Consider the following 16,217-nt stretch of genomic DNA (forward strand, 5'->3'; position numbering starts at 1 on the left):
CAGTTCCACCTCGGCCAGGTAGGTGCCGGGCGCCGCGGCCCGCCCCGGGCCCTCGTCGCAGGCGTCGGCGGACGAGTGTCGCCGGTCCCAGGTGACGGCGTGGCTCGCGGTGCCACCCGCGCCAGTATCTCCGTGAACCGCGCCTCCGCCCCGTGCGTCGTCGGCCGGTAGTACCGCTTGCCCTGGAGCGCGTCCGGCGCGTACTGCTGGGCGGCGATGCCGCCGGGGACGTCGTGGGGGTACTGGTAGCCCTCGCCGTGGCCCAGCTTGCCGGCGCCGCCGTAGTGGCTGTCCCGCAGGTGGGCCGGCACCGGGCCGGCGAGGCCGGCCCGGACGTCGGCCTGGGCCTCGCCGATCGCGACGACGGCCGCGTTGGACTTGGGCGCCAGGGCCAGGGCGATCGTGGCGTGGCCGAGGGTGATCGCGGCCTCGGGGAAGCCGATCATGGCCACCGCCTGGGCCGCCGCCACGGCCGTCGGCAGGGCGGTCGGGTCCGCCATGCCGATGTCCTCGCTGGCGGAGATCATCAGCCGCCTGGCGATGAAGCGCGGGTCCTCGCCGGCCTCGATCATCCTGGCGAGGTAGTGCAGCGCCGCGTCCACGTCGGAGCCGCGGATGGACTTGATCAGCGCGCTGGCCACGTCGTAGTGCTGGTCGCCGTCCCGGTCGTACGTGACGGCCGCCCGGTCGACGGCGGTCTCCAGCGTGGCGAGGGCGATCTCCGACTCGCCCTTGGCCAGCGCCGCGCCCGCGCCGGCCTCCAGCGCGGTGAGCGCGCGGCGCGCGTCGCCGCCGGCGATCCGAAGCAGCATCTCCTCGGTGTCGGTCGGCAGCACGACGGAGCCCGCCAGGCCGCGCTCGTCGGCCACGGCGCGGCGCAGCAGGCCGCGCAGGTCGTCCTCCGTGAGCGGTTCGAGCGTCAGCAGCAGGGAGCGGGAGAGCAGCGGCGAGATCACCGAGAAGTACGGGTTCTCCGTGGTGGCGGCGATCAGCGTGACCCAGCGGTTCTCGACGGCGGGGAGCAGCGAGTCCTGCTGGGCCTTGCTGAAGCGGTGGATCTCGTCGAGGAAGAGGACGGTGTCCTTGCCGTAGCCGCCGGAGGCGCGCCGCGCGCCGTCGATCACCGTGCGTACTTCCTTGACGCCGGCGGTGATGGCCGACAGCTCGGTGAACCGCTTGTCGGTGGCCCGGCTGACCACATGGGCCAGCGTGGTCTTTCCGGTGCCGGGGGGACCCCAGAGGATCACCGAGGAGGGCCCGGCCGGGCCGCCGGCGCCCTCGCCGACCAGCCGCCGCAGCGGTGAGCCCGGCCGCAGCAGATGCTGCTGGCCGACGACTTCGTCGAGCGTGCGGGGACGCATCCGGACGGCCAGCGGACGGCCCGTGGGGTTCCGCTCGGCGCGCTCCTCGGCGGCCGCGGTGAACAGGTCGGCTTCCACGCCCCCGACCCTAAGCCACCCCACTGACAGTGGCCGCCGGCCGGCCGCGGCCGGTCAGCTGGTCCAGAAGTCCCACCAGCGGGTCAGGATCAGCATGCCGATGATCCCGACGTGCACCGCGGGCAGCAGCCAGTGGAACTCGTCCAGCGCGCTCCGGACGCCGCTCGGCGCCCGCAGGACGCCCTGCCGGACGTTGTGCACCGTCGTGTACCAGAACATGACGATGGTGGCGACCCAGGCCAGGCAGCACCACAGGCACAGCGCGTTGATCTCGTACAGCGACTGGTACTGGAGCCAGGTGCAGAAGCCGACGCCGAAGAGCGTGCCACCCTGCAGCCCGAGCCAGAACCAGCGCCGGTAGCGGGCGCCGGACAGCAGGCCGGCCCCGATGGTGATCACCGAGCCGTAGGCGACGAGCCCCAGCATCGGGTTGGGGAAGCCGAAGGCCGACGCCTGGTCGCTCTCCATGATGCTGCCGCACGAGATCACGGGGTTGAGGCTGCACGCCGGCGTGAAGTTCGGGTCCTCGAGGAGGTGGAACTTGTCCAGGGTGATCACCCAGGACGCCAGCAGCCCCGCGAACCCGGTGACGACGAGCAGCAGCGCGAAGCCGCGCCCCGCGCCGACGCCCTGCCGCTCACCGCTCGGCGCGGCCGGTCGCTCGGTCCGCACCTCATCTACTGCCGAAGCCATATCGCCCATCCGCTCGGTCACGGGTACCGGTCCATTCTGCACCAGTGACGCACCGTGCACCCTCCGCCGTCAACGGACGAAGGACCCCGGGCGATGGTCCCGGCCGGGGCTCAGCCGAGCCGGCGGACCAGCTCGGCGGCGATCCCGTCCCGGGTCACCGGCTCCTGGTCCCCGCTCTCCAGGTCCTTGAGCTGGACGACGCCCTCGGCCAGGTCCCGCTCGCCGGCCACCACGGCGAACCGGGCGCCGCTGCGGTTGGCGGCCTTCATGGCGGCCTTCACGCCCCGCCCGCCGTAGGCGAAGTCCGCCGCGAGCCCGGACCGGCGCAACTCGGTGACGAGGGCGAAGAGTTCGCTCCTCGCCTCCTCGCCGAGCGGCACCGCGAAGACCTGGGTGTTCGCCGGCAGCGGCAGCTCCACGCCCTCGGCGCGGAGCGCGAGCACGATCCGGTCCACGCCGAGCGCCCAGCCGACCGAGGGCAGCGGCGGGCCGCCGATCATCTCGGAGAGGCCGTCGTAGCGGCCGCCGCCGCCGACCGCGGACTGCGCGCCCAGGCCGTCGTGGACGAACTCGAAGGTGGTGCGCGTGTAGTAGTCGAGGCCGCGGACCAGTCGCTCGTCGTCGGTGAAGGCGACGCCCGCGGCGGTCAGCAGCTCGCGCACCCGTTCGTGGTACTCCTTGCACGCCTCGCACAGGTGATCACGCATCATCGGGGCGCCGACGAGTTGACGCTGGACGTCCTGGCGCTTGTCGTCGAGCACCCGCAGCGGGTTGATCTCGATCCTGGCCCTGGTCTCCTCGTCCAGGTCGAGGCCGCGCAGGAACTCCTGGAGGCTGGCCCGGTAGGCGGGGCGGCACTCGCGGTCGCCGAGCGAGTTGAGCAGCAGCCGCACGCCGCCGAGCCCGAGCGAGCGGTAGGCGTCGGCGGCGAGGATGATCAGCTCGGCGTCGAGCGCGGGGTCCTCGGTGCCCAGCGCCTCGGCGCCGACCTGCGAGAAGTGCCGGTAGCGCCCGGCCTGCGGCCGCTCGTAGCGGTAGTAGGAGCCGGAGTACCAGAGCTTGACGGGCAGCCCGCCGGCCCGGTGCAGGTTGGCCTGGAGCGCGGCGCGCAGCACGGACGCGGTGCCCTCGGGGCGCAGCGCGAGCTGGGAGCCGCCCTTGGTGGTGAGGGTGTACATCTCCTTGGTCACGATGTCGGTGGACTCGCCGACGCCGCGGGAGAACAGCTCCACGTGCTCGAAGCCCGGCGTCTCGACGTAGCCGTAGCCGGCGCGGCGCAGCGGCGCGGCGAGTGCCTCGCGGACGGCGAGGACGGTCGCCGAGTCGGGCGGGAGCAGGTCGTAGGTGCCCTTGGGGGCGGAGAAGGTGCTCACGGTACTCACTGCGTGGTTTCTTCACATTCCTTGTCGCGGGGGCGCCTGCTCGGCGGCCCCGTGGCCGGCGGCCAGCTCCCGCAGGAACGGGTTGCTGGCGCGCTCGCGGCCGATGGTGGTCTGCGGGCCGTGCCCGGACAGCACCACGGTCGAGTCGTCGAGCGGGAGGCAGACACGGGTCAGCGACCGCAGGATCTCGGCGTGGTCACCGCCGGGGAGGTCGGTGCGTCCGATGGAGCCGGCGAACAGCAGGTCGCCCGAGAAGAGCACCGACGGGACGTCGGCGAGCTCGGGCAGCCGGAAGGTCACCGACCCCCTGGTATGGCCGGGGGCGTGCGCGACGGTGAACGAGAGGCCGGCCAGTTCGAGGTGGGCGCCGTCGGTCAGCTCCCGCAGGTCGTCCGGCTCGCCGATGGTGAGGTCGCCGAGCAGCGGTTGTCCGATCCGCATGCCGAGCGCCCTGCCGGGGTCGGTCAGCATGTAGCGGTCCTCGGGGTGCAGCCAGGCGGGCACGTCGTGCGCGCCGCAGACCGGGACGACCGAGGCCACGTGGTCGAGGTGGCCGTGGGTGAGGACGACGGCGACGGGCTTGAGGCGGTGCTTGGCGATGGTCTCCTCGACCCCGGGGGCCGCCTGGTGGCCCGGGTCGACGATGACGCACTCCTCGCCCGCCCCCGGGGCGACCAGATAGCAGTTCGTCCCCCAGGCTCCGGCGGGGAAGCCAGCGATGAGCACGGTCGTCCTTAGGTCGTCGTTACGCGGCTTCGGCTACACGTTGAACCCGATCGCGCGTCGTCGGTGCGCGGGATCGGGTTCGGGTCGGATCCGGGCCGTCCCGGGCCAAGAGCCTACCGGCGACGGTACGACGCGGGCGAACCCGTATACGGTACGCCCACAGGTCAGTCGAAGCAGGCCGGTTGGTGGGAGGAGTGCGCGGTGGTCAGCAGGGATCAGCGGCGGAAGCAGCTGGCACGGGCCAAGTTCGAGCGGCAGGCGGAGCGCAGGAACGACCGGGTGCGGCGGGGGCGCCGGCGCCGGGTCCTGTTGAGCGCGCTGCTGGTGCTCGTGGTGGCCGGCGGTGGCACGGCGCTCGTGATGCTCAACCGCGACGACGACGGCACGGAGGAGGTGGCGGACGACCAGCCGACCACCGATCCGGCCGAGGAGCCGAGCGACCCGCCGGCGGACCCGTGCGAGGCGCCGGCCGAGGGCGAGCCGTCGACCGGCCAGTGGGACGCCGAGCCCGAGATGGCGGTGGACGAGGGAGCGGGCTACGTGATGCGGCTCGCCACCACCTGCGGCGACATCGAGATCACGATGGACGCCGGGGCGGCCCCGCGGACCGTGAACTCGTTCGCCTTCCTGGCGGGCGAGGGCTACCTCGACCACTCGCCGTGCCACCGGCTGGTGACCGAGGGCATCTACGTGCTGCAGTGCGGGGACCCGACCGGCTCGGGGCAGGGCGGTCCCGGGTACACCATCCCGGACGAGAACCTGGACGCCCCCGAGCTCGCGGACGGCGTCTACCCGGCCGGCACGGTGGCCATGGCCAACACCTACGACGCCTCGACCGACAGCGGGCGTGACTCGGGCGGCAGCCAGTTCTTCCTCGTCTACCAGGACAGCCAGCTGCCGCCCGACTACACCCCCTTCGGCCAGGTGACGGCCGGCATGGACGTGCTGGAGACCATCGCCACCACCGGTGCCGCGCCGCCGGACCCGACGACCGGCAACACCGCGCCCTATGCGACCGTGGTGGTCGACGAGGCCACGGTGGAACCGGCCACCGGGGGCTGAGCCAAACGGCGTCGGGTGCCCGGGGGCCAATTTCCACGCGGCAAGGTGCGGACAGCCGGGCGGGGCGTCGCCTATGTTGGCGTTGTGGAGGGTCCCTTCGCCGGTCAGGCGGGCCCGACAGCCGGTTGCACCGGACGAGAACTGTGGACGATGCCGGGGGCGTCACATTCCCCCGCGGGCATCAAACGAGGAGGCGCTGTGAGCAGCGAGCCGTGGGGCCGCGTTGACGAGACGGGGACCGTTTACGTGCGGACGGCCGATGGCGAGAAGGTCGTCGGCTCCTGGCAGGCCGGTTCCCCGGACGAGGCGCTGGCCTATTTCGAGCGCAAGTTCGAGGGCCTCGTGGTGGAGATCGAGCTGCTGGAGCGTCGGGTCAAGACGACCGACCTCTCCGCCAAGGACGCGACGACGGCCATCGGCCACCTGCGGGAGCAGGTCGACGCGGGGCACGCGGTCGGCGACCTCGCGTCGCTCTCCGGGCGTCTCGACGAGCTGACGGGCGTGGTCGACGCCCGCCGCGAGGAGCGCAAGGCGGCCAGGGCCAGGCAGTCGGAGGAGGCCAGGGGCGCCAAGGAGGCGCTGGTCGCCGAGGCCGAGGAGCTGGCGGCGAGCGACCAGTGGCGGACGGCGGGCGAGCGGCTGCGGGGTCTCGTCGACACCTGGAAGGGCCTGCCCCGGCTCGACCGCAAGACGGACGACGAGCTGTGGCACCGCTTCTCGCAGGCGCGGTCCGCCTTCTCGAAGCGGCGGAAGGCGCACTTCGCGGCGCTCGACACGCAGCGCGAGGACACCAGGCGGCGCAAGGAGAAGCTGATCGCCGAGGCTGAGGCGCTCTCCGACTCCACGGACTGGGGCACGACCGCGGCCCGCTACCGCGACCTGATGCGGGAGTGGAAGGCCGCCGGCCGGGCGCAGCGGGACGCGGAGGAGGACCTGTGGGCCCGCTTCCGGGCCGCGCAGGACGTGTTCTTCCAGGCCAGGGGCTCGACGTTCGCCGAGCGTGACGCCGAGCAGCGGGACAACCTGGCCCGCAAGGAGGAACTGGCGGCGGAGGCCGAGAAGCTGCTTCCGATCACGGACCTGCGGGCCGCCAGGGCCGCGTTGCGGTCGATCGGCGAGCGCTGGGAGGCCATCGGCCACGTGCCGCGCGACGCGAGGCCCGCGATCGAGGGCCGGATGGGCGCGGTGGACCGGGCCGTCTCGGAGGCCGAGGAGACCGAGTGGCGGCGCACCAACCCGGAGGCGCGGGCGCGGGCCGCCGGTCTCACGGGGCAGCTCCAGGACGCGGTGGACCGGCTGCGGCAGCAGGCGGAGAAGGCCAGGGCCGCGGGCAACACGGCCAAGGCCGACAAGCTGGAGCAGGAGCTCGCCGGGCGGCAGGCCCTGCTCGACCAGGCGCTCAAGGGGCTCGCCGAGTTCGGCGGCTGACCGACACCCGACCGACGGCGGCCGCTCAGGAGCGGCGGGACGAGGTGACCCGGTAGACGTCGTAGACGCCCTCCACGCCCCGCACGGCCTTCAGCACGTGCCCGAGGTGCTTCGGGTCGCCCATCTCGAAGGTGAACCGGGAGGTGGCCACCCGGTCCCGCGACGTCTGCACGGCGGCCGACAGGATGTTGACGTGCTGGTCGGAGAGCACCCGTGTCACGTCGGACAGCAGCCGGGACCGGTCGAGCGCCTCGACCTGGATGGCCACCAGGAACACCGAGGACTGGGTGGGCGCCCACTCGACGTCCAGGATCCGCTCGGGCTCCCGGGACAGCGAGTCGACGTTGACGCAGTCGGCACGGTGCACCGAGACGCCGTTGCCCCGGGTGACGAAGCCGATGATCGGGTCGCCCGGCACGGGGGTGCAGCAGCGGGCGAGCTTGACCCAGAGGTCGTCCACGCCCTTGACCACCACACCGGGGTCGGCGTTGCTGCGCCGCTTGCTGCGGACGGGCACCGGCGGCGCCGACTCGGCGATGTCCTCGTTGGCGGCCTCCTCGCCGCCGACCGCCTGGACCAGCTTCTGCACCACGCTGTGCGCCGAGACGTGGCCCTCGCCGATGGCGGCGTAGAGCGAGGAGATGTCGGGGTAGCGCATCTCGTGGGCCAGGGTGACCAGGGCGTCACCGCTGAGCACGTGCTGGATGGGCAGGTTCTGCTTGCGCACGGCGCGGGCGATGGAGTCCTTGCCCTGCTCGATGGCCTCGTCCCGGCGCTCCCTGGAGAACCAGCCCCGGATCTTGTTCCGCGCCCGCGGCGACTTGACGAAGCCGAGCCAGTCGCGGGAGGGCCCGGCGCCGTCGGCCTTGGAGGTGAAGATCTCCACCGTGTCGCCGTTGTCCAGCGTGGACTCCAACGGCACCAGGCGACCGTTGACCTTGGCCCCTATGGTGCGATGGCCCACCTCGGTGTGCACCGCGTAGCCGAAGTCCACCGGGGTGGCGCCGGCGGGGAGCGCGATCACGTCGCCCTTGGGCGTGAAGACGAAGACCTCGTTGCGCGACAGGTCGAAGCGCAGCGACTCCAGGAACTCCCCCGGGTCCTCGGTCTCCTTCTGCCAGTCGAGCAGCTGGCGCAGCCAGGCCATGTCGTCGACGGTGCTGCGGCCGCCGCGCCGCTCGCCCTTCCTGGGCGCGTCGGTGCGCACCTTGGAGGCGCCGGCGACGGCCTGCTGCTTGTACTTCCAGTGGGCCGCGATGCCGAACTCGGCGCGGCGGTGCATGTCGAAGGTGCGGATCTGCAGCTCGACCGGCTTGCCCCCGGGTCCTATGACCGTCGTGTGCAGCGACTGGTACATGTTGAACTTGGGCATCGCGATGTAGTCCTTGAACCGGCCGGGCACCGGGTTCCACCGGGCGTGCACCGTGCCGAGCGCCGCGTAGCAGTCACGGACCGTGTCCACCAGGACCCGGATGCCCACCAGGTCGTAGATCTCGGCGAAGTCCCGGCCGCGCACGATCATCTTCTGGTAGACGCTGTAGTAGTGCTTGGGCCGACCGGTGACGGTGGCCTTGATCCGGGCCCCCCGCAGGTCGGCCTGCACCTCGTCGATCACGGTGGCCAGGTACTCGTCGCGCTTGGGCGCGCGCTCGGCGACCAGCCGCACGATCTCGTCGTACATCTTGGGGTAGAGGATGGCGAAGGCCAGGTCCTCCAGCTCCCACTTGATGGTGTTCATGCCGAGCCGGTGGGCCAGCGGAGCGTAGATCTCCAGCGTCTCGCGGGCCTTCTGCTCCTGCTTCTCGCGCTTGAGGAAGCGCATGGTGCGCATGTTGTGCAGCCGGTCCGCGAGCTTGATCACCAGGACCCTGGGGTCCTTCGCCATGGCCACGACCATCTTGCGGACGGTCTCGGCCTGCGCCGCCTCGCCGAACTTGACCTTGTCGAGCTTGGTGACGCCGTCGACGAGCAGCGCGACCTGGTCGCCGAAGTCGCGCCGCAGGGTGTCGAGGCCGTACTCGGTGTCCTCGACGGTGTCGTGCAGCAGGCCGGCCATCAGCGTCGCCGCGTCCATGCCGAGCTCGGCCAGGATGGTGGTGACGGCCAGCGGGTGGGTGATGTACGGGTCGCCGCTCTTGCGCTTCTGGCCGCGGTGCCAGCGCTCGGCCACCTGGTAGGCGCGCTCGATCTGACGCAGGGCCGCCGTGTCGGCCTTGGGGTCGTTGGCACGGACGACGCGGAGCAGCGGTTCGAGCACCGGGTTGTACGGGGTGGAGCGCTGGACGCCCAGCCGGGCGAGCCTGGCCCGCACGCGGTTGGAGGAGCCGGAGCGACCGGAGACGCCGGAGACCGCGGCCGTGGGCTGCGGGGCCGGCGGCTGGGCGCGGGTGTCCGCGCCCTCCCGCCAGCCGAGGGTCGACGGCTTCGAGTTCTTCCGCTGAGCCGAGGTGAGCGGCTGGGCGTCGTCTGGCAAGGGCACTCCTCTGCGGGCCCTTCCCCGCCATGGGCGGCCGGGAAAGGGAACGGTCCTCCTGGGTCACACGGGCCCAAGGCGGAGTCCGGCCGGGTAACGATCGGACTGCCATCGTAACGAGGTCTGGCCGACCGCTCGCGCCGGACAGGCGTACGCGCCCGGGCTCCGCCTTCTCGGCGGGGCCCGGGCGCGTAGCGGTGGGGACTCACACGGTGAGCAGGGCCTGGTAGGGGGCCTCGCCCAGCGCCCCGGTCACCCGGTCGCGGCCGGACAGGAACGTCAGCTCCATCAGCACGGCCAAACCGGCCAGCTGGGCTCCGGTGCGCCGGATCAGGTGGATGGCCGCCTCCGCGGTGCCGCCGGTGGCCAGCACGTCGTCGATGATCAGCACCCGGTCGTCCGGGGTCAGGTCCTCGGCGTGGATCTCCATCTCCGCGGTGCCGTACTCCAGCTCGTAGGACTGGGCCAGCGTGGCGCCGGGCAGCTTGCCGGCCTTGCGGACCGGCACGAAGCCCATGCCGGCGCGGACGGCGACCGGTGCGGCCAGGATGAAGCCGCGCGCCTCCAGACCGACCACCTTGGTGGCGCCCTGGGCCAGGGAGAACGCCGCGAGCTCGTCGGTGAGGGCGGTCAGCGCCTCCGGGTCGGCGAGCAGCGGGGTGATGTCCTTGAAGAGGACCCCGGGCTGCGGGTAGTCCGGCACGTCCCTGATGCGGCTCAGCAGCAGGTCGGCGAGAGCCGGGCGGGACGAGGCAGGCGAGGCCTCGGCCTGCGGGCTCACCGCCGCTTCCCCGAGGGCCGGCCGCGGCCGCGGGAGCGGGCCGCCGGCTGGCGGCGCGGTCCGCGCGGGGCGCCGACTCCGGCCGGCGCCGCCGACTCGTCGTCGGCGGGCTCGACCGGCTCGTCGTCCGCCTCGGCACCGGACGCCACGGCCTCGTCCTCCGGGTGCTCCTCGCCCTCGGCGCCGTCGGCGCGCTTCGCCCGCTTGGCGAGGACGCGCTTGTCCTGGGCCCTGACCTCCGGCTCCCGCGACTTGAGGTCGGAGACCAGCGGGGTGGCGATCACGATCGAGGAGTAGGCGCCGGCGGTCAGGCCGACGAAGAGCGAGAGGGCGATGTCGTTGAGCATGCCGCCGCCCAGCAGGCCACCGCCGATGAAGAGCAGGGCCCCCACCGGGAGCAGCGCGACCACCGAGGTGTTGATGGAGCGCACCAGGGTGCCGTTCAGGCTGCGGTTGGCCAGCTCCGCGTAGGTGTAGCGGGTCTGCCGGGTGAAGTGCCTGGTCTGCTCCTTGAGGCCGTCGAAGACGACGACGGTGTCGTAGAGCGAGTAACCGAGGATGGTGAGCAGGCCGATCACGGTGCCCGGGGTGACCTCGAAGCCGACCAGCGCGTAGACGCCGACCGTGATCGTGAGGTCGTGGATCAGGGCGATGAGCGCGGCCAGGGCCATCCGCCACTCGAAGGCGATGGCGAGGTAGATCACCACCAGCACGAGGAAGATACCCAGGCCCTGCCACGCCTTGTTGGCGATCTGGTCACCCCAGCTGGGGCCGATCACCTCGGCGTTGAGGCTGTCGGTCGGGATGCCGAGCTCCTCGGCGAGCGCCTCCCTGGTGGCGTTCGACTGATCGGTGTCCAGGCCGCTGACCTGGATCCGCATCGAGCCGTCGTCGCCCAGGGTCTGCACCAACGCCTGGCTGCCCGACGCCTCCTCCGCGACCTCGCGGGCCTCCTCGACGGAGACCTCGGTGGCCGAGGTGGTGAACACCGCGCCGCCCTCGAACTCCACGCCCATGTGCAGCCCGCGGATCAACACCCCGGCGAACGCCAGGACGGTGATCAGGACCGAGACGCCGTACCAGATCTTCCGCCTGCCGACGAAGTCGACGCCGATTTCGCCGCGGTACAGCCGGGCTCCAAGATCGCCGAGCCGTGACATGCTCACGCCTCCTTCACGTCGGGCTGGACGGGGGCCGGACCGCGGCGCGCGCCGCGGAACGGCGTGCGGGCGCCGAGCCGCTTGGGATCGAGGCCGGACCAGCTGTGCCCGCTGGAGAAGAACTTGCGCCGGGCCAGCAGCGTCATCAGCGGCTTGGTGAAGAGGAAGACCACCACCACGTCGAGCAGGGTGGTCAGGCCGAGGGTGAAGGCGAAGCCCTGCACCTTGCCCACGGTGACCACGAAGAGCACGGCCGCGGCGAGGAAGGAGACGAAGTCCGAGACCAGGATGGTGCGCCGGGCCCGCGGCCAGGCACGCTCCACCGCGGGCCGCAGGCTGCGGCCCTCCCTGACCTCGTCCCTTATCCGTTCGAAGTACACGATGAACGAGTCGGCCGTGATGCCGATGGCCACGATGGCGCCGCAGACGGCCGGCAGGTTCAGCGCGAAGCCGATGGCCGGGCCGAGGAGCGACATGAGCGTGTAGGTGAGGACGGTGGAGACCAGCAGGCTGGCGACCGCGATCAGCGAGAGACCCCGGTAGTAGACCAGCATGTAGATCACCACGAGGGCGAGGCCGATGCCGCCGGCGATCAGACCGGCCTCCAGCTGCTCGCCACCCAGCGTCGGGGAGACGGTGGAGACGCTGGCCTCCTCGAAGCTGAGGGGCAGCGCGCCGTACTTCAGGATGTTGGCCAGGTCCTCGGAGGTCTCCTGGGTGAAGCTGCCGGAGATCTCGGCCCGACCGCCGCCGAGGCGCTCGGAGACGCTGGGCGCGGAGACGACCTCGCCGTCCAGCACGATCGCGAACTGGTTCATCGGCTGGACCTGGGTGGCCAGGTCGGCGGTGACGTCGGCGAACCTGCCGGCGCCCGCGGTGCTGAACTCCATCTGGACGATCCAGCCCTGACCGCGCTGGGTGTCGTAGACGGCGCTGGCGTCGGTGACGTCGGTGCCGGGAACGGCCACCGGGCCCAGGGCGTACTTGGCGTCCTGGTCCGGGTAGCAGGCGACGATGGGCTCCTCGGGGTCGGCCTGGCCGGCCGCCCGGCTGGACGCCAGCCGCGCCTCGTCGGTGCTGCAGTCCAGCGCGTCGAGCTGCGCCTGGAGCTCGGCGGCCTCCTGCTGCGCGGGGTCGGTCGCGGCGTCGCCCGCGTCGCCACCGGTGTCACCCGTGTCGCCGCCGGTGTCGCCCTCGTCCGCCTGGTCGGTGGTGAAGGAGGCGTTGCTCGCGGTGGTGGCGGACCCGCCCTGGCCGAGCGGGGCGAGGCCCTGGTCGGTGGTGTCGGACTCGGCGCCCGTGTCACCCTCGGTAGCCGTGTCGCCCTCGGTGCCGGCCGAGTCCTGGGAGTCCGCCGAGTCGCCGGAGTCCGCGGTCTCCTCGGAGCCGCCCGTGTCGGCCGAGCCCTCGGTGTCACCGGTCTCCCCGGTGTCGCCCGTGTCGCCGGTTCCCTCCCCGGTGTCCTCCGGGAGCGGCTGCGCGGAGGTGGCGCTCAGCACGGGCCGGAACCCGAGCTCGGCGGTGGTGCCCACCTGCTCCCTGGCCTGCTGCTCGTCGGAGCCCTTGGGGATGTTGACGATGATGTTCCGGTCGCCCTGGGTCTGGACCTCGGCCTCCGACACACCCAGACCGTTGACCCGCCGCTCGATGATGTTGACGGCGGTGTTCAGGTTGGTCGTGTTGATCGCGTCCTGGTTGTCGCCGTCCGGCACGGCGGAGAGCGTGATGCTCGTGCCGCCGGCGAGGTCGATTCCCAGGCGGGGACTGGTGTGCCCGGAGGCGAACATCCCTCCGATGAGGCCGCCCATGATCAACACGATCAGGAACAGGGCACGCCCGGGCTTGCCCTGGGCTGCCCGGGACCCGAGATCCCTCTTCCGTGAGGACCCGAGGTCCTTCTTCGGTGTCGCCACCTTCTCGTCTTCTCTCTGTCCAACGACCGGCGCGCGGTGATCGTCGCGCGGTTCAGCGGATGACTACGGACGGCCCGGTGCCGTCGCCCTCAGCTGTCGGACCTGGAGCCGCGCTCGCCGTCGTCCTTCTTGGGCTCCTCCGCCGCGGCCTCGGCCGTGGCGCCCTCCTTGCCCAGCTCCACCCGGTCCTCGGCAGTGTCGTCCGAGGTCTCGGTCAGCGAGGAGGCGTCGTCGGGGACGACCGGGGCCTCCTCGTCGTCGACCTCCTCGGCGCCGGTGATGATGCGCTCGTACTCGTCGGCGTCCAGGACCGCACCGATGGCGTTCTTCGCGAACAGGGCGTGCACACCGGGGGTGAGCTCGAGCAGCACGGTGTCCTCACGGACTTCCTTGACCTGGGCGTACATGCCGCCGATGGTCCGCACACCGGTGCCCGGTTCCATCGCGTCCCGCATCTCCATGGCCTGACGCTGCCGGTTCTTGGCCGAGCGCGTCATCAGGAACATGACGCCGATGAGCAGAATGAATGGGAAGAGAAACGCGATATCCACGATGGAGGAATTTCCTTTGTATGACCGCTGCCGCGGCCTCTATTCGGGGGTGGGCACGCCGCCCTCGAATAGGGACGGCATCGGCGGAGTCTAGGCGAGCTGCACCGGGGGAACAACGCCTCGGATGCTATCGGAGTTCCCCATCGGGAAAATCCACGCCCTCACGTCCCGAACAGTCCCTCTTGTCCGCCGGGAGCCGGCTGCTGGGGCGGTTCCATGCCGAGATGGCGCCAGGCCGCCGGGGTCGCCACCCGCCCCCTCGGGGTCCGCGCGAGCAGGCCCTCCCTGACCAGAAACGGTTCGGCGACCTCCTCCACCGTCTCCCGCTCCTCCCCCACCGCCACGGCCAGCGTGGCCAGGCCGACCGGACCGCCGCCGAACAGCTTCAGCAGCGCCAGCAGCACCGCCCGGTCCAGGCGGTCGAGACCCCGCTCGTCCACCTCGTAGACGGCGAGCGCCCGGGCGGCGGACTCCTGGTTCACCACGCCGTCCGCCCGGACCTGCGCGTAGTCCCTGACCCGGCGCAGCAGCCGGTTGGCGATGCGGGGGGTGCCGCGGGAGCGGCCGGCGATCTCGGCGGCGCCCTCGTCCGTGGTGTGGACGCCCAACAGCCCGGCCGAGCGGTGCAGCACCCGCTCGAGCTCGGCCGGGGCGTAGAACTCCATGTGGCCGGTGAAGCCGAACCGGTCGCGGAGCGGCGGCGGCAGCAGGCCGGCCCTGGTGGTGGCGCCGACCAGGGTGAACGGCGGCAGCTCGAGCGGGATGGCGGTGGCCCCCGGGCCCTTGCCGACGATCACGTCGACCCGGAAGTCCTCCATGGCCATGTAGAGCATCTCCTCGGCCGGCCTCGACATCCGGTGGATCTCGTCGAGGAAGAGCACCTCGCCCTCGGTGAGCGAGGAGAGAATGGCGGCGAGGTCGCCGGCGTGCTGGATGGCGGGGCCGGAGGTGATCCGGATCGGGGCGCCCATCTCGGCGGCGATGATCATGGAGAGCGTGGTCTTGCCGAGCCCGGGGGCGCCGGAGAGCAGCACGTGGTCGGCGGTGGCGCCGCGGGCCCTGGCGGCGCGCAGCACCAGGTCGAGCTGTTCACGTACCCGGGTCTGGCCGACGAACTCGCCGAGGTCCTTGGGGCGGAGCGCGGCCTCGACGGCCAGGTCGTCGCGGTCGGCGGCGGCGTCGACCAGCCGGTCCTCCCCCGCGACCTCGCCGCCGACCGCTCCGGCCCCGCCGTGGCTCGTCTCCTCGTCCCAGCTCGGCTGCTGCGGCATGCCGCCCTTCCCTCTCGATGCGGTGGTGCTCGTGCGTTGCGTTATCGGGCGCGGTTGAGGCTCTGCAGGGCGGCCCGCAGCAACCGGCCCACCGACGGCTGGACGCCCGCCCCGGCTTCGGCCTCGGCGGCCGGCGCCACCGCCTCGATCGCCTGGTCCGCCTCGCGGGGCGCGTAGCCGAGGCCGACGAGGGCCTGGTGCAGTTGCTCGCGCCAGCCGGCCGCGGCCGGGGCCGTGGCGCCCCGCTGGGCGACGACGGTGCCGACGGGCTCGCCGAGCCGGTCCTTCAGGTCGAGCAGCAACTTCTGGGCGCCCTTCTTGCCGATGCCCGGCACGGCGGTCAGCGCCTTCTCGTCGCCGGCGGCGACCGCCCGGCGCAGCGCGTCGGGCGAGTGGACGGCGAGCATGGCCTGGGCGAGCCGGGGGCCGACGCCGCTGGCGGTCTGCAGCAGCTCGAAGACGGTGCGCTCGTCCTCGTCGGCGAAGCCGTAGAGGGTGAGCGAGTCCTCCCTGACGACCAGCGAGGTGGCGAGCCTGGCGGGCTCGCCGACCCGCAGCCCGGCCAGGGTGCCGGGGGTGCAGTGGACGGCGATGCCGACGCCGCCGACCTCGACCACGGCGGTGTCCGGGGCGAGGGCGGCGACCGGCCCTGCGACGGAGGCGATCAAGACGGGGTGCCGCCCTTCGGGCTCGACGGGGAGGGGGGTCGGCGGGCCGCGGTGTAGGCCCGCTGGAGGCGCTGCTGGGCCGGGGCGCGCCAGATGTGGCAGATGGCGAGCGCGAGGGCGTCGGCGGCGTCGGCCGGCTTGGGCATGGCGTCGAGCCTGAGCAGCCGCACCACCATCGAGCCGACCTGGGCCTTGTCCGCGCGGCCGTTGCCGGTGACGGCGGCCTTGACCTCGCTCGGGGTGTGCAGCGCGACGGGCAGGCCGCGCCGGGCTGCGCAGAGCATCGCGACCGCGCTCGCCTGCGCGGTGCCCATCACGGTGCGGACGTTGTGTTGGCTGAACACCCGCTCGACGGCGACGACTTCGGGCTGGTGCTCGTCCAACCACGCCTCTATGCCCCGCTCGACGAGGACCAGCCGGCGGGCCGTGTCCTCCTCGGCCGGGGTGCGGACCACGCCCACCGCGGCCATGCGCAGGGGGCGGCCGGCTGTGCCGTCCACCACGCCCACCCCACAGCGCGTCAGCCCGGGGTCGACCCCAAGTACCCGCACCGGCCCCTCCTCTCGCGATCGCACACGACGTGACCCGCCGTGGCCGATCAGCCGTTCAGGAGGCTACCGGGCACCACCGACAATCGGTGGGAGCGGGCGGGCCCGTGGCGCCGCATCCC

The 16,217-nt window shown here is 72.6% G+C and carries 14 protein-coding genes; 2 read left to right on the forward strand and 12 right to left on the reverse strand.

The features are described 5' to 3' along the window. The 4 genes from E1283_RS14850 to E1283_RS14865 all read right to left on the reverse strand — a co-directional run. Positions 1–1,439 (reverse strand): replication-associated recombination protein A (locus E1283_RS14850; protein ID WP_132818503.1); only part of this gene is annotated, 1,439 nt, incomplete at its 3' end. Positions 1,440–1,493: 54 nt separating this feature from the next. Continuing rightward, on the reverse strand, positions 1,494–2,141 hold the full coding sequence (locus E1283_RS14855; RefSeq protein ID WP_425086175.1) for a vitamin K epoxide reductase family protein: 648 nt from the start codon (positions 2,139–2,141) through the stop codon (positions 1,494–1,496). Positions 2,142–2,242: 101 nt separating this feature from the next. Beyond that, positions 2,243–3,505 (reverse strand): histidine--tRNA ligase, encoded by a 1,263-nt coding sequence (gene hisS / locus E1283_RS14860; RefSeq protein WP_132818505.1) that lies wholly within the window; start codon positions 3,503–3,505, stop codon positions 2,243–2,245. Positions 3,506–3,526: 21 nt separating this feature from the next. Continuing rightward, positions 3,527–4,240: an MBL fold metallo-hydrolase gene (locus E1283_RS14865; RefSeq protein WP_132818506.1), complete on the reverse strand. Its 714-nt coding sequence runs from the start codon at positions 4,238–4,240 to the stop codon at positions 3,527–3,529. Positions 4,241–4,441: 201 nt separating this feature from the next. Between E1283_RS14865 and E1283_RS14870 the strand changes: the two genes are divergently transcribed. Together E1283_RS14870 and E1283_RS14875 are read left to right on the forward strand one after the other, a co-directional pair. Next, on the forward strand, positions 4,442–5,302 hold the full coding sequence (locus E1283_RS14870; protein ID WP_132818507.1) for a peptidylprolyl isomerase: 861 nt from the start codon (positions 4,442–4,444) through the stop codon (positions 5,300–5,302). 198 nt (positions 5,303–5,500) lie between these two features. Then, the gene (locus E1283_RS14875; RefSeq protein WP_132818508.1) at positions 5,501–6,730 is read left to right on the forward strand and encodes a DUF349 domain-containing protein; all 1,230 of its coding nucleotides are present in this window, start codon (positions 5,501–5,503) and stop codon (positions 6,728–6,730) included. Between the two features lie 25 nt (positions 6,731–6,755). On the opposite strand, the gene E1283_RS14880 is transcribed toward E1283_RS14875, so the two are convergent. The 8 genes from E1283_RS14880 to ruvC all read right to left on the reverse strand — a co-directional run bounded on the left by E1283_RS14880 (position 6,756) and on the right by ruvC (position 16,098). Beyond that, a complete protein-coding gene (locus tag E1283_RS14880; RefSeq protein ID WP_132818509.1) occupies positions 6,756–9,203 on the reverse strand; it encodes a RelA/SpoT family protein in 2,448 nt (815 codons plus the stop codon). A gap of 205 nt (positions 9,204–9,408) precedes the next feature. Beyond that, positions 9,409–9,984, reverse strand: coding sequence for an adenine phosphoribosyltransferase (locus tag E1283_RS14885; protein ID WP_132818510.1), 576 nt, complete (start codon positions 9,982–9,984; stop codon positions 9,409–9,411). Then, on the reverse strand, positions 9,981–11,144 hold the full coding sequence (gene secF / locus E1283_RS14890; RefSeq protein ID WP_132818511.1) for a protein translocase subunit SecF: 1,164 nt from the start codon (positions 11,142–11,144) through the stop codon (positions 9,981–9,983). Before secF ends, E1283_RS14885 begins: the two co-directional genes overlap by 4 nt. 2 nt (positions 11,145–11,146) lie before the next feature. Beyond that, a complete protein-coding gene (gene secD, locus E1283_RS14895) occupies positions 11,147–13,057 on the reverse strand; it encodes a protein translocase subunit SecD (protein ID WP_425086174.1) in 1,911 nt (636 codons plus the stop codon). 89 nt (positions 13,058–13,146) lie between these two features. Continuing rightward, positions 13,147–13,608, reverse strand: a complete 462-nt coding sequence (yajC, locus tag E1283_RS14900) for a preprotein translocase subunit YajC (RefSeq protein WP_132818512.1) — start codon at positions 13,606–13,608, stop codon at positions 13,147–13,149. Positions 13,609–13,769: 161 nt separating this feature from the next. After that, the gene (ruvB, locus tag E1283_RS14905) at positions 13,770–14,879 is read right to left on the reverse strand and encodes a Holliday junction branch migration DNA helicase RuvB (protein WP_243744848.1); all 1,110 of its coding nucleotides are present in this window, start codon (positions 14,877–14,879) and stop codon (positions 13,770–13,772) included. 41 nt (positions 14,880–14,920) lie between these two features. After that, positions 14,921–15,547 carry a Holliday junction branch migration protein RuvA gene (ruvA, locus tag E1283_RS14910; protein ID WP_132818513.1) on the reverse strand — a complete coding sequence of 209 codons (627 nt, stop codon included), beginning with the start codon at positions 15,545–15,547 and terminating at the stop codon, positions 14,921–14,923. Beyond that, positions 15,544–16,098 (reverse strand): crossover junction endodeoxyribonuclease RuvC, encoded by a 555-nt coding sequence (gene ruvC, locus E1283_RS14915; protein WP_132818514.1) that lies wholly within the window; start codon positions 16,096–16,098, stop codon positions 15,544–15,546. Before ruvC ends, ruvA begins: the two co-directional genes overlap by 4 nt. Between the last annotated feature and the right edge of the window lie 119 nt (positions 16,099–16,217).

The organism is Streptomyces hainanensis (assembly GCF_004348415.1).
Classification (GTDB): domain Bacteria; phylum Actinomycetota; class Actinomycetes; order Streptomycetales; family Streptomycetaceae; genus Streptomyces; species Streptomyces hainanensis.

Excerpts from the sequence above, each read along its gene's own strand:
- E1283_RS14855 (WP_425086175.1), bottom strand. The coding sequence starts at position 2,141 with ATGGGCGATATGGCTTCGGCAGTAGATGAGGTGCGGACCGAGCGACCG.
- secF (WP_132818511.1), bottom strand. The coding sequence starts at position 11,144 with ATGTCACGGCTCGGCGATCTTGGAGCCCGGCTGTACCGCGGCGAAATC.
- ruvB (WP_243744848.1), bottom strand. The coding sequence starts at position 14,879 with ATGCCGCAGCAGCCGAGCTGGGACGAGGAGACGAGCCACGGCGGGGCC.